This window comes from Candidatus Neomarinimicrobiota bacterium (genome assembly GCA_012964825.1).
Classification (GTDB): Bacteria; Fidelibacterota; Marinisomatia; order Marinisomatales; family S15-B10; genus UBA2125.
This window is the reverse complement of record DTTI01000082.1, coordinates 39352-53373: the sequence shown is the minus strand read 5'-3', so window position 1 is coordinate 53373 and position 14022 is coordinate 39352. Positions and strand designations below refer to the sequence as shown.

The 14022-nt window shown below is 46.2% G+C and carries 14 protein-coding genes; 10 read left to right on the top strand and 4 right to left on the bottom strand.

The genetic code is table 11. From position 1 onward, the window contains the following. Positions 1-43: 43 nt before the first annotated feature. On the bottom strand, positions 44-316 hold the full coding sequence (locus tag EYO21_09055; GenBank protein ID HIB03951.1) for a DUF3098 domain-containing protein: 273 nt from the start codon (positions 314-316) through the stop codon (positions 44-46). Positions 317-418: 102 nt separating this feature from the next. Between EYO21_09055 and mltG the strand changes: the two genes are divergently transcribed. From mltG to EYO21_09025, 6 genes are all read left to right on the top strand, one after another. After that, positions 419-1477 carry an endolytic transglycosylase MltG gene (mltG, locus tag EYO21_09050; GenBank protein HIB03950.1) on the top strand — a complete coding sequence of 353 codons (1059 nt, stop codon included), beginning with the start codon at positions 419-421 and terminating at the stop codon, positions 1475-1477. A gap of 4 nt (positions 1478-1481) precedes the next feature. Then, a complete protein-coding gene (locus EYO21_09045) occupies positions 1482-3653 on the top strand; it encodes a DNA helicase (GenBank protein HIB03949.1) in 2172 nt (723 codons plus the stop codon). A 70-nt stretch (positions 3654-3723) separates the two neighbouring features. Further along, positions 3724-4173, top strand: coding sequence for a transcriptional repressor (locus EYO21_09040; protein ID HIB03948.1), 450 nt, complete (start codon positions 3724-3726; stop codon positions 4171-4173). Between the two features lie 138 nt (positions 4174-4311). Further along, positions 4312-5577 (top strand): Zn-dependent hydrolase, encoded by a 1266-nt coding sequence (locus tag EYO21_09035; protein ID HIB03947.1) that lies wholly within the window; start codon positions 4312-4314, stop codon positions 5575-5577. A gap of 94 nt (positions 5578-5671) precedes the next feature. Further along, positions 5672-7111, top strand: coding sequence for an amidohydrolase (locus tag EYO21_09030; protein ID HIB03946.1), 1440 nt, complete (start codon positions 5672-5674; stop codon positions 7109-7111). Between the two features lie 21 nt (positions 7112-7132). Further along, positions 7133-7996: a lytic murein transglycosylase gene (locus EYO21_09025; GenBank protein HIB03945.1), complete on the top strand. Its 864-nt coding sequence runs from the start codon at positions 7133-7135 to the stop codon at positions 7994-7996. Positions 7997-8007: 11 nt separating this feature from the next. On the opposite strand, the gene EYO21_09020 is transcribed toward EYO21_09025, so the two are convergent. Further along, complete coding sequence (locus EYO21_09020) at positions 8008-9375, bottom strand: NAD-dependent succinate-semialdehyde dehydrogenase (protein ID HIB03944.1); 1368 nt, start codon at positions 9373-9375, stop codon at positions 8008-8010. Between the two features lie 158 nt (positions 9376-9533). Between EYO21_09020 and EYO21_09015 the strand changes: the two genes are divergently transcribed. From EYO21_09015 to EYO21_09000, 4 genes are all read left to right on the top strand, one after another. Beyond that, complete coding sequence (locus EYO21_09015) at positions 9534-10523, top strand: aldo/keto reductase (GenBank protein ID HIB03943.1); 990 nt, start codon at positions 9534-9536, stop codon at positions 10521-10523. Beyond that, positions 10517-11431: a glutathione S-transferase family protein gene (locus EYO21_09010; GenBank protein HIB03942.1), complete on the top strand. Its 915-nt coding sequence runs from the start codon at positions 10517-10519 to the stop codon at positions 11429-11431. The genes EYO21_09015 and EYO21_09010 overlap by 7 nt, the downstream gene beginning before the upstream one ends. An 86-nt stretch (positions 11432-11517) precedes the next feature. Further along, positions 11518-12369: a pirin family protein gene (locus tag EYO21_09005; GenBank protein HIB03941.1), complete on the top strand. Its 852-nt coding sequence runs from the start codon at positions 11518-11520 to the stop codon at positions 12367-12369. Next, on the top strand, positions 12366-12815 hold the full coding sequence (locus EYO21_09000) for a VOC family protein (GenBank protein HIB03940.1): 450 nt from the start codon (positions 12366-12368) through the stop codon (positions 12813-12815). Before EYO21_09005 ends, EYO21_09000 begins: the two co-directional genes overlap by 4 nt. Before the next feature lie 129 nt (positions 12816-12944). Here the strand turns inward: EYO21_09000 and EYO21_08995 are convergent, their stop codons facing one another. Together EYO21_08995 and EYO21_08990 are read right to left on the bottom strand one after the other, a co-directional pair. Then, positions 12945-13487, bottom strand: a complete 543-nt coding sequence (locus EYO21_08995) for a hypothetical protein (GenBank protein ID HIB03939.1) — start codon at positions 13485-13487, stop codon at positions 12945-12947. 7 nt (positions 13488-13494) lie between these two features. Then, positions 13495-13956: a RidA family protein gene (locus tag EYO21_08990; protein ID HIB03938.1), complete on the bottom strand. Its 462-nt coding sequence runs from the start codon at positions 13954-13956 to the stop codon at positions 13495-13497. Positions 13957-14022: the final 66 nt, after the last annotated feature.

Here is a 14022-nt window from a genome sequence, read left to right as displayed (position 1 = left end):
GACAGGCCGGCGTTCTAACCAACTGAACTACGATCCCGAAAAATCAATTTTCAAGTGTTGATGGCGATTTTCTATCATTGTCCTTGACTACAAGAGCGAGAGGTATGATCACCAGGTATCCGACGAAAAGCATGATGGGTGACAATGTGAGGGACTGAAAACTATTCACATCCCCGGTTGCCATCACGATATAACCGGATATAATCGTCACCAGACCGATACTAAAGAGCAGATAATTCTTTTTTCCAAAAGCCCACCCTTCAAAAAGATGAATTTCAGATTTTTCATTTTTTTTCGCCACAGCGGGGGCAAATATACGACCGACATTTACCCGTAATCAATTCTATTATCCCTTCCTCTTTTCTGAAAAACTATTGTTGTGTGCTTTGTGAAAGGATTAAATTCGCGCCCGAAATTTATGGCATTTTTAAATAGTTCTAAACCCGATCACGTAGCGGGATTCATACTCTCAATCCTGGTTCTTTCTGGAGTGGCCTTCTATTCTCTGGTGGTCTTCTGGCCTCTTCCCGAAGCAGAAACGCCCGTTGTAGTAAAGGTGGATAAAGGAGCATCTCTTAAAGAGATTGGCGATGATCTCAAAATGAAGGATGTCATCACTGATTCGGAAACTTTCGTTATGGCAACCAGGATTATGGGACATGAGACCACCATTCGAGCTGGTGTTTTCTCGCTAACTGACCTCAGGTCGAATTACCACATAATTAGACAATTGGTGGAAGGAACACCTGTACTACACAAAATCACTATTCCTGAAGGACTAAGCAAATATCAAATTGCGGAAGTTTTTCAGGATAAGCTGAACATAGACTCGGGCGTATTTTTGGCCTTATGCGAGAATTCCCAATTTATTAAGTCTCTGAATATTGATGCTTATTCCCTCGAAGGATTTCTCTTTCCGGATACTTACCATTTTCATGAGGGTGAGACACCCGAACGAGTCATTCAAACCATGGTGACCGAATATCACGAGTTTTTCGATAAAATATTGAAGAGTCGACTTCAGATTCATGGTTTGACGGAGCTTGAAATGGTGACATTAGCATCCATTATAGAGGGGGAAGCCATATATGACAGCGAACGTCCACTTATCAGTTCAGTCTACCACAATCGCCTCAAAATAGGAATGCGTCTTCAGGCGGATCCCACCATTCAGTACATCATTGAGGATGGTCCGCGCCGGTTGTTGATAAATGACTTGAAAATTAAATCACCCTACAATACTTATATCCATTATGGTCTTCCAGCCGGTCCCATCAACAGTCCCAGCCGGGAGTCGCTCATTTCAGCGCTTTCGCCGGCTGATGCCGACTATCTCTTCTTTGTGGCTAACGGCGAAGGATACCACACATTCAGCAGGACCGAAGCGGAGCACAATGTTGCTAAAAAGAAGTTTCAGCGCTCCAGACGCCAAATAAGAAGTAAAAAACATGCGCAAACAAAAGATATACAAGATTGATTGAATGAGTGATTTGAATCTTAATGATGTTCAGAAACAGGCCGTTGAGGCTATTGATAAACCAACTCTGATCTTTGCAGGCGCCGGCACAGGTAAAACGCGAGTTCTTACCCACAAGATTGCTTATCTCATTATCGAAAAGGGTTACAATCCTGATGATATCCTGGCGGTAACATTTACAAACAAAGCAGCTGCGGAAATGAGGACCAGGGTCCAGTCATTGCTCGGGAAGAAATCAATGTCGCTTAACATTGGTACATTCCATTCCATTTGTGCCCGTCTCCTAAGGCATGAGATTGTATCTCTCGGTTTTACCCCGGATTTTGCCATTTATGACACTGCGGATCAGGATCAGCTCATCAAAACGTTAATGTTAAACCTGAAGTTGACGACCAACGGTATTTCGGCAGCCGCTTACCGTTCCAGGATGAGTTTTATTAAAAGTAGTATGGAAGATCCTTCACAATTGATGAAAAATGGTGCTTCGCCGTTCGATAAGTCAGTGGCTGAACTTTACCCCGTTTACAAGAAAGCTTTGAAGGAAAATAATGCTGTGGACTTCGGTGACCTGCTCTTGTATCCGCTAGAGATTTTTAAGAAACATCCGAAGGTGCTGAAAAAATATCAGGATAAATTCAAATATGTTTTGGTGGATGAATACCAGGATACTAATCGACCTCAGTTTCTCTTTGTAAAATTTCTTTCTGATACACATAATAAGATCTCTGTCGTGGGGGATGATGATCAATCCATTTATGGCTGGCGTGGGGCAGATATTTCCAATATTCTGGAATTTGAAAAGGCTTACCCCGATTGCGAAGTCTTCAGGCTGGAACAGAATTACCGCTCCACTGCGAATATTCTTTCTGTTGCCGGAGCCGTTGTCAAGAACAATGAGTATCGTGCAAAAAAAGAGCTTTGGACAGATCAAGGTCAAGGTGAAAAAATAGGCATAATGGAAACCTATGATGAAATAGAAGAAACGGACGGTGTATTGGAGCTGATCCAGAAGGAAATACAACAGAATAAAAGAACTTTTCAGGATTTTGTGATCCTTTACAGGACCAATGTTCAGAGCAGGGCACTGGAAGACGGTCTGAGGAGAAAGGGCATCGCCTATCACATTGTCGGCGGTGTGAAGTTTTACGAAAGGAAAGAGGTAAAGGACCTGCTAGCCTATCTCAGAATTCTTGTTAATCCAGTTGACTCTGTGAGTTTAAAAAGAATTATCAATTTCCCTTCCCGCGGTATCGGTGCCAAGACTGTTGACAAATGTGAGGTGTTGGCGGCCAAGAAGGGTATTCCGCTCCTTGCTGTTCTGGAAACGCCAGACGCCATGAATCTGAAAGGCAAACAGGCTGTCGGATTGGTTGAATTTTATGAGCTTGTTCAGAAGTATCGAGAACTGAAGGATAAACTGGATGCGTCTGAACTTGCCTCCGTACTTGTGGATGAACTGGGCTTGGTCAACTTCTACAAGGAGCAAGGAACTGAAGATGCCAGTGAGAGGCTGCAAAACATTCAGGAACTTTTGAACAGTATTCATCAGTTTTGCAAACGGAATGAGAATGCCACTGTACGGGAATTTCTTGAGGAGGTGTCACTGCTGACCGCTATCGACACGTGGAACGACAGCACAAATCATATTACACTCATGACGCTCCACAGCTCGAAGGGACTGGAGTTCCCCGTTGTCTTTATCACCGGTCTTGAAGATGGATTATTCCCTATCTACCGTTCACTTGAGGACCCCAGGGAACTTGAGGAAGAACGCCGTCTGTTCTACGTTGGTTTAACAAGAGCCAAGGAGAAAGCTTATCTTCACTTTGCGCCAAACCGCCGCCGATCTAGCGGTGCCGTTGGTCTCGGTCTGGCTTCACGTTTTCTTCAAGAAATACCTGAAGAATACCTGGATCGCATAAATTTTCACTCCGCTCTCACTAGACGTCTTGTAAAGGATAAAAGTTCGAACAAATACAAACTCAAATATGTAAGAACCATCACTTCATTTAACGAATTTGAACGTAGTGATAAAGTGAAACATCCCCTCTTTGGTAAAGGGATGATCCTTGCTGTAGAGGGTTCAGGTGACAACCAGAAAATCACCGTCGTATTCCAAGGCAACATTCAGAAAAAACTTATCGCCAAATACGCCAACCTAACACCGCTCAGCTGAGCACGATGGTTGTTCCACACAACCTGACATTTTAAATTCTTATTGAGAATGAATCCCAAATGAGTCCATTATGACTGACGTAGAGCTGAAGAAATTCATGAAAGTCCTTAGGAACGAGAACCTGAAGCTGACTCCGCAGCGTGTGGAGATTTTCAGAGAGGTGTGTGATTCAGATGAACACCGCGAAGCTGAGGAGATTTATTTGGCACTACGGGAAAGGGATGTGCATGTTTCCCGTGCTACGGTCTACAGGACCATGAATATTCTGTATCAGCATGATCTAGTATGGCGGATGAATATCGGGGACGGAAAATGGCGGTATGAACACTGGCTGGATTGTCATCAACATGACCATCTTATTTGTATTAGATGTGGAACCATTGTTGAGTTTATGAACCCTCAAATTGAGGAAATTCAGAAAGATGTTGCAGATAAGTTTAACTATAAACTTGTGAGGCATGTCCATCAACTGTTCGGCCTATGTAAGCAATGTAGAAAGATGCCAATTTCTGTGAACTGACTTCTGCTTCTCCTTCTTTAATAATTATACCATCAATAATAACTGAGAACATTTTACTTCGCTGATCAACCTAGACTCATGAATAGGCGGGAATTCACCCGTTTCTTTTCTATAGCTATAACTGGAATCCCGTTATTAATGGGAACAAGTATTTTCCCCGACAGCCCAAATCCTAAACCGTTACTCGTGGATGGCGCCCGCCTTAATAAAATACTCCTTGAACTGGCAAAATATGGTCGGAATGATCACGGCGGCATTGATCGGGTTTCTTTCAGTGAAGCAGACAGAAATGCCCGACGATACGTCATAGGGTTGATGAAAAATGCCGGATTGGATGTAAAAATTGATGCAGCCGCCAATATAATCGGTCGACGAAAGGGAAATAATGCAGATGCTAAACCGATTATGCTCGGTTCACATATCGATTCAGTGCCAAGCGGGGGCAATTATGACGGGCAGGTTGGTTCAGCGGCGGCTGTTGAAGTAGCACAAATACTCCATGAAGATAATCAGATTACTCGTCACCCTCTTGAATTCGTGATTTTTTCCAATGAGGAAGGTGGAAAAACCGGGAGTCGTGCCATGGCCGGTGAGATAGAAACATTTGAGTTAGATATTATGACAGCTAGTGGCTTTACCATTGGTGAAGGCTTAAGGGCCAATAGCGGCGATCCTGATAAGTTGACCAAAGTTAAAAGGTTGAAAGGGAGCATTGCCGGTTTTCTTGAGCTTCACATAGAGCAGGGGGGTATACTTGAAAGAGAGGGATTAACCATCGGTGTTGTAGAAGGAATTGTTGGTATCAAGCGGTGGAGCGTTACTGTTAAGGGTTTTACTAATCACGCGGGCACAACACCCATGACTGAAAGAAGAGATTCTCTTGTGGCGGCGGCGCAGTTCATACAAGCTGTGCACCGAATAGCAAAAAATATGTCTGGGCGTCAGGTGGCAACAGTTGGTCAGATAACTCCTGAACCGGGAGTACCAAATGTTATTCCAGGTCGTACATCTTTAACTCTTGAAATTCGCGATCTGGATATGGCAAAAATAGACAACCTTTTCAAGGTCTTGGTGAAAGAGAGTAAGTTGATTGGTGAAGAAACCGGCACTCAATTTTCATTTGATCAATTCTACCTTAGTAAGGCGGCTCCTACAGATGATTTATTTCGAAAGGTGATTGAAGAGGAAACAGAGAAGCTGGGTTTCAGCTATACTCGCATGCCCAGTGGTGCTGGTCATGATGCGCAGAGCATTGCTCAACTGGCACCGGTGGGGATGATATTCATTCCAAGTCTCGGTGGTATAAGCCACTCCCCTAAGGAAAAATCTCGATCTAAAGACATTGAAGCAGGTGCAAATGTTTTACTCCGGTCACTTCTGACTTTAGATCATCAGCTTTCATAATTGAGAACAGCTTGCCTTCGAATTTTGCATCAGTTACTTTTCCTTACTATTTATTAGACAGTACGGGTTTTATCCTTTTCAAGGAGATGTAGCCATGAAAAAGTATCCTTACGGCATTATCGTATTAGCTTTCATCTTTCTTTTGTTGCCATCATTGACAGATGGAAAAGCAAAGAAAAGTGATGTTGTCAAATCAATTGAGAAACAGGCTAAGACATATGAGAAAATGGCCAAACAGATCTGGACATGGGCGGAAGCAGGTTATCAGGAGTATAAAAGTTCTGAGCTTCTCCAAAAAACCTTGGAAGAAGAAGGTTTTTCTATTGAAGCAGGTGTTGCTGAAATACCCACAGCTTTTGTTGCCAACTATGGGTCTGGTAAACCTGTCATTGGAATATTGGCTGAATATGACGCTTTGCCTGGACTTTCTCAGGAAGTGATTACCGAGCGAAAACCCCGAGTAGTAGGTGCAGCCGGTCACGGCTGTGGCCACCACCTGTTCGGTACCGCTTCAACCGCTGCTGCCATAGCTGTGAAGGATTGGATGAAATCGTCTGGTGCAAAGGGGACACTCCGCCTCTACGGTACCCCTGCTGAAGAGGGTGGCTCAGGCAAAGTATATATGGTCCGGGCCGGGCTTTTTGATGATGTGGATGTTGTACTCCACTGGCATGCTTCTGATAAGAATGATGCCAGTCCGTCCACCTCTCTGGCAAACAGATCAGCCAAGTTCCGGTTCACTGGCTACTCATCGCACGCCTCGAGCTCACCTCACAGGGGTCGTTCGGCACTGGATGGAATTGAAGCTATGAATCACATGGTGAACCTGATGCGGGAGCATGTCCCCCAGGAAACCAGAATTCATTACGTGATTACCCATGGCGGCGGGGCACCCAATGTTGTACCGGACTTTGCTGAAGCTTTTTACTATGTTCGACACCCGGAAGTGGATGTTCTGGAGGATTTATGGAGCAGGGTGCTGAAAACCGCGGAAGGTGCAGCATTGGGAACGGGTACTGAAGTAGATTTTGAGATAATTCACGGCAACAGACCCGTCCTGAGGAATGATATCCTTCAAAAGGTTGTATATAACAATCTCAAAGAAGTTGGTGGAGTGAAATACAATCGAGAGGAAAGGAAGTTTGCCGAATCTATTCAGGGAACCTTCAGGAAAGTGGACACTCCTATTGAGTCTGCAGAGGAGATTCGGCCCTGGAAATTTCGCCCACCGGGCGGTTCTACGGATGTGGGTGATGTAAGTTGGATGGTTCCAACGGCCGGATTGAATGCTGCGACCTGGGTTCCCGGGACGTCAGCTCACACTTGGCAGGCTGTGGCCGCCGGAGGTATGAGCATCGGTTTTAAGGGACTTATGGTGGCCGCAAAAACTTTGGCTCTTTCAACCGTAGATATTTTTGAATCTCCGGCTACGATAAAACAGGCGAAAGCGGAATTAATTGACCGCAGGGGACCGGATTTCAACTATTATGCATTACTGGGAGAGAGAAAGCCTCCTCTCGACTATCGAAATTAGTCTCTAAGGGTTAGAGATTAATTGATCAATTTTTTTCCTCTAATTACGGGGCTGGTTTTGACCGCTTTTGTTGCGGATCAGGAAGTCACAGTTGTCGGTTGGACACCCGAGACAAAACAAAAACTCCTTGACCAAATTGCTGAGAATGAACTGGCCAGAAAAATTTACAGCCAAATTTTTGACCAGCTAGAGAACCAAGATGTCCCGCCTCAATTTCTCGAAGGATCATTTAATCATCCCGATATTTATATTGATGATGAGATTATTCGGAGATTCCACCGGCCTGCTGAAAGACTTTCTTACGAACGTTACAGAAAAATTTTTGTCACTGACCAACGGATCAAAGAGGGCGTAAAGTTTTACAGTCAGAATAAGGCACTCATTGAGACTGTTTACGCTGAATTCGGTGTTGACCCTTTTCTTCTTGTGAGCCTGGCGGGGGTGGAATCAAAATACGGGACTCATGCTAAGACACACTTAGTCTTTGTGGCTCTCCATACTGTCATACACAAATTGCCCCGGAGAGAAAAGTGGGTGGAGAAGGAAATGGCGGAATTTCTCAGTTACTGTTACGAAAACAATGTTCCACCGCTTTCCCTGGGTGGCTCCTATGCTGGTGCCTTTGGGTATGGTCAGTTCATCCCCTCCAGTTTCCGGAGTTATGCGGTAGATTTTGACGGTGATGGTGTCCGGGAACCTTTTGACTGGCCAGACGTCCTGGCGAGCATGGCCAACTATCTGGTAAAAAATGGGTATGCCAAAGGGAGCGATAATTTTTCAAAAGACAGCCCCAATTGGAAGTCTGTATACCGCTACAACCCAGCCCTGAACTATGTGAAAGTTATCTTTGAACTGAGGGAAGCCATAATAGAGGCTCGGGGATAAAGGCCGGTTCTTTAACGGATATAAACCGTTTTTATATTCACAAATTCCCGAATCCCAAACTGAGATAATTCCCGTCCATAACCGCTCTCTTTCACGCCACCGAAAGGCAGCCTTGGGTCAGAACGGACAAAATCGTTCACGAAGCAAGTCCCGACTTCGATCACCTTGGTGGCGATCAGCTCTCCTTTTTCCACATCGTCTGTGAAAACGGCGCCGCCGAGGCCAAAAGGTGTGTCGTTGGCGGCTTTCAGTGCTTCAGCTTCATCTTTAACGGCTATAATGCTGGCCACTGGTCCAAATATTTCCTCTTCATAGGCGGCCATGCCCGGGGTTACATCCGCGAGAACGGTTACTGGATAAAACGCTCCTTTAATCTTGGGGACCTCGCCGCCCATGAGACACCGTGCTCCCGCATCCACGGACCGCTTCACCTGATCATGGAGTTCATCACGTAGATCGTGGCGTGCCATGGGTCCAATGTCGTTTGATTCGTCTGTGGGATCGCCCATTATTTTTCCCTTCAAAACTTCCAGTAGTTTTTCTTCAAAAGGTTTGGCTACAGATTCCACAACGATGTACCGTTTCGCGGCTATACAGCTCTGTCCGGTGTTGATGAGCCGTCCTGTAACGCAAGCGGTCACCGCCTGATCAAGATCTGCGTCTTCAAGAATTACGTACGGGTCACTGCCACCCAGTTCAAGAACAGTCTTTTTAAGTGCCCCTCCGGCACGGGCCGCCACCGCCTTTCCGGCTGCTGTGCTTCCGGTCAACGTAACCGCCTTCACAACAGGGTGATCGATCAGTTCTCCCACCCGGTCGCTTCCCATGACCAAGGTGCTGAAACACCCTTCAGGATAACCAGCATCACGAAATATCTTTTCGATAGCCAGGGCACAGCCCGTGACGTTGGAGGCATGTTTCAAGATACCAACATTGCCAGCCATGAGGGCGGGTGCTGCGAACCTAAATACCTGCCAGAAAGGGAAATTCCAAGGCATGATAGCCAGAACCGTCCCGATAGGTTGAAAAGTGACAAAGCTTTTGGATGCGTCCGTTTCCACAGACTCGGATGCGAGAAATTCCTCCCCGTTTTCAGCATAATATTCGCATGCCCAAGCTGATTTTTCAGCTTCCGCCCGCCCCTCTTTGATGGGTTTACCCATCTCTTCGGTCATGACCTCAGCATAACGTTGAGCGTTTGAACGCAAATCTGCCGCAACTTTGTACAAGAGATTATTGCGGTGTTCAAAATCGGTCTTACGCCAACTCAGGAAATCATTTTGAGCTCGTCGAAGAATGACTTCGACCTCATTTTGGGAAGTTTCTTCATACTCTCTAATCTTTTCGCCTGTGGCGGGATTGATTGAAACAAGTGACATAATTATCTCCTTACGGTTAAGAAAAAGATTCTTATTAACTATGGGAATTTATTCGTTCAAGGTTATGAACAAAAGAATCGTCGGCAAACCCGTTGAACCTGAACAATCCGCCATGTAAGTTTGTCGACCACTAACTCATCATTTAAGGAGACTGAAAGTTGAATTATCGCCGATTAGGAAAATCGGGCCTGAAGCTGAGCGAACTTTCTTACGGTTCCTGGGTTACCTTTTCTTTTCAGCTGGATGAGTCCGCCGCGGAAGACTGCATGAAAGTTGCTTACGATGCGGGTGTCAATTTTTTCGACAATGCGGAAGTGTATGCTGATGGAGAGTCAGAAGTGATCATGGGGAAGGTATTGCAGAAAATGAAATGGTCCAGAGACACTTACTCTGTTTCCAGCAAGGTCTACTGGGGTGGAGAGAAGCCGATGCAACGGGGGCTCTCCCGGAAGCACATTCACGACGCCTGCCATGCTGCTTTGAAACGGCTTCAGGTTGATTACCTGGATCTTTTCTTTTGCCACCGTCCTGACAGGCACACTCCAATTGAAGAGTCAGTCCGAGCCATGGATAGCCTCGTCAAGCAAGGTAAGGTGTTGTACTGGGGTACTTCCGAATGGTCCGCTGATGAAATTCGAGCGGCGTACGGTGTGGCAAACCAGTACAATCTGGAACCGCCTACCACAGAACAGCCTCAGTATAATCTGTTCGAAAGGGAAAAACTTGAGCGCGAATATCTTCGCCTTTTTGATGATGAAGGTCTTGGTACTATCATCTGGTCGCCTTTGGCATCGGGAATACTGACAGGGAAGTACGCTGAAGGTATTCCAAAAGGATCTCGCATGGAACTGCCCGAGTATGGCTTCCTACGGAAACGACTGGAATCTCCCATCGGACAGGATATGGTGGAGAAAACAAAGCAACTAGTAGCGTTTGCTGATGATATCGGTATTTCTCTGATTCATCTTGCCCTGGCCTGGTGCCTGAAGAATCCCAATGTTTCAACCGTCATTCTCGGGGCATCAAATTCAGATCAGCTTAGGGACAATCTTAGAGCTGCTGATGTTGCAGAGAAAGTGACGCCGGAGGTCATGGATAAAATTGAACAAATTGTTCAATCGAGACCGGAGTCCTGGACTGAATGGTAAAGGCCCAATATCCTAAAGAAATAAATATACAGGGTGAGTTTGTCCGGCAGGTCAGTGCATTCCGTAAGTGGGTGACAGCTGACGGTAGTTCGGGTTTTCCAACGGAATCCGGCAGATATCACCTTTACGTCTCACTTGCCTGTCCTTGGGCTCACCGAACCATCATTTACAGGAAACTGAAAAAATTGGAAAATGCTATATCAATGTCAGTGGTGGATCCAATCCGAGAGGAGCGGGGATGGCGTTTTAATGATGAATTCCCAGATTCATTGAACGGATTCTCTTTTCTGAGCGAAGCTTACCGTGCCACAAACCCCGAATTCGAAGGACGGGTCACTGTACCTGTATTATGGGACAAAAAAACTGGCGGGATTGTGAACAATGAATCATCAGAGCTGATTCGAATGCTCAACTCTGAGTTTGATGCTTTCGGTGATCCAGCAATCGATTTCTATCCCTATTCTATGAGGAAAGAGATAGATAATATGAATGAAATGATTTACAACAGTGTGAACAATGGTGTCTATCGATGTGGATTTGCCACCGCTCAGAAAGCTTATGAAAAAGCATTCAATGATTTGTGGGGGACCCTTGAAAAGCTTGAGGAACTTTTAGGAGACCAGACATATCTCGTTGGAGACACCCTAACGGAGGCGGATTGGCGGCTTTTTCCAACTTTGGTACGATTCGATCCTGTTTATTACAGCCATTTCAAGTGTAATAAACATAGATTGGTAGACTGTCCGAATCTTTGGAATTATATAAAAAGACTTTATGCAGTTCCTGGTATTGCTGAAACAGTGGATATGGATCATATCAAACATCACTACTTCATGACGCACGAAAAATTAAATCCTTCGAGGATTGTACCAGTTGGACCTGCAATATCCTTCAATGGAGATAAATAGATACATAATCATTTATGCAGGCGCCCTGATCGGTGCTAAGTCAAAAGGAGATTGATTATGCTGGCATCTGTTTGGAGGGCACTGACATGATTGATAAGAAACGTCAGGTATTACAGACAATCGAAGGCCTGATGACCAGCGACGGCGGTGGTGTTAACTTGAAGCGGATCATCGGATCGCCCCAGCTTGACACTCTCGATCCATTCCTTCTGTTGGATGAGTTCAGGAGCGAAAATCCCGACGATTACCTGGCCGGTTTCCCGCCCCATCCTCACCGCGGTTTTGAGACGGTGACCTACATGCTTCAGGGTAGCTTCCGCCACAAGGATTCGGCGGGCAATGAAGGTCTACTTACGTCCGGCTCTGTTCAGTGGATGACCGCCGGCCGAGGGGTAATCCATAGTGAGATGCCCGAGCAGGAAGACGGTCTTGTCTGGGGTTTCCAGTTGTGGGTAAATCTGCCAAAGAAACTGAAAATGACGGAGCCGGATTATCAGGATATTCCATCTGAAAACATTGCGGAGGTTAATGAAGAGGGCGTCACCGTCCGCATTGTGACAGGAATATATAACGGCACAACAGGCCCGGCTTCGGCAAAGACGGGCATGTCATACATGGACGTCCATCTTGAAAGTAATACCGTGTTCAACCACGACCTTGTGGATGGGTGGAACAGTTTTGTCTATGTCTTTGAAGGTTCTGTGAAGGTGGGTGATGAAAATGAAATTTTTGTCGGCAACTTAGCTGTTTTGGACACTGAAGGTGAGGTTCAACTCTCCGGAGGACATGAGGGCGGCCGGTGCTTGTTGGTGGCAGGTGAGCCGCTCAATGAACCCATTGCCCGGGGTGGCCCATTTGTTATGAATACCAGGGGAGAGGTGCTTCAGGCGTTTGAAGACTATCAGAATGGTGTTTTTGATAAAACTATTTCCCGATGAGAACACACTATCTCGGCCACATTGTTTTCTACGTTCGTGACCTTGATGCCTCTCTGAATTTCTACGCAGAACTCCTCGGACTTAGACGTATTGAAGGAAGTAATCTTCCTTTCAAGGCAGCGGCCCTTACTTCCGGACGAACGCACCACGAATTGCTGTTGATCGAAGTTGGTGATGCGCCCGGTCCGCAGCCGGGTCCCCGCCGCGGTTTTTACCATGCCGGCTTCAAGATTGGGGATTCATTAGATGAGCTTCGGAAGGCTTACGATGAATTACAATCGGCCGGTGTTCAAGTGAAAGGGTTGAGTGACCACACCGTCACCAAGAGTCTCTATCTTTACGACCCTGATGGCAATGAGATTGAGCTTTACGTAGACGATCCTGATGTGGACTGGGAAGATGACCCTGCTGCCGTGCTGTCGCCTATCAAGCCGCTGGATTTATAACGCATAAATTAAGCTGCCAATGATAGCAGGGACTGCTCATCAGGTGTCAGGTTGAGTTTCAAGTATTTGCCGTCTTCTGGCGATTCCGGAAAATGGAAAACTGTCTTGGAACCGGATTCTCGCAGTTGCCTAATTCACGTGGAAATACCGCGGCCAAAGGATGGCGTCAAGAACCGCCGTCTGAATTATGAAAGGGATGAGCCCCGCCACCGCCGCCCAGAAGAGCCAGTCGCCCCGTTCACTATCTGAGGCTAAGAGAGAAACCAGCAATGTCACAGATGCTATACCCGTCACCGTGAGAACTGACCGTATCGCCAGCCATGTTCCATCGCTGGGAGCCTTTAGCATGGCGAAAGTGAGGGGCATCCAGAGAGCTGAGGAAATGAGGAAAGCTGCGTAGAGAAAGATGATCCACTCAAACCCAAGTCTGTTGAAAAAGAGTGCCCCTGATGGCAATGCCCGCATCAAAAAGTGAGCGGTGAAGAAGAAGTAACCTCCCGCCGCCAGGAACATGTTAACGGTGTAGAGCGGTTGCCACGCTTCGGGTACACCACCCCACAGCTTCGGTCTCAGTGCCACCTCTGTCAGCAGACCGTGGGCGTAGCTTCCTAACACAGCGATGCCGCCTACCACGTTTACGATGAAGAAGATGATTCTGAGACGGTCTGTCATTATCACTTCAATCCACCGTTGCCCAACACTCAATCTCCACCTTGGCACCTAGAGCAAGTCCAGTTCCGGCGAAGGCGCTGCGGGCCGGTTTGTGATCCGGGAAGAATTTCACATAAGCTTTGCTCATATCACCCCATTCTGAAATATCGGTCAACATGCACAGACACTTCACAACCTTGTCCATTGAAGAGTTGTATCTTTCCAGTACATCACTGATATTTTTCATGGTCTGTCTTGTTTCAGGTCCTATGCCGCCGGGGATTAATTCGTTGCTGTTTGGTAGCGTTCCTATTTGGCCGGAAAGATAAAGCATATTCCCAACTCGAACAGCCTCGGAAAAGGGATAGTTCAAAGCGGCAAATTCTTCCGTTTGAAGATACTCTACATCAGGTTTGCCTGCCTCAACACTCACATCACATGTTGCCAGCATCAAACTAAGCATTGCAACAGCCACAGTTTTGAATTTCATAGATGACTCCTTTCTTGGCCTTCCCTAATCCTGCCAGACGAATTTAGATGAGCGCTTCCGAATCCA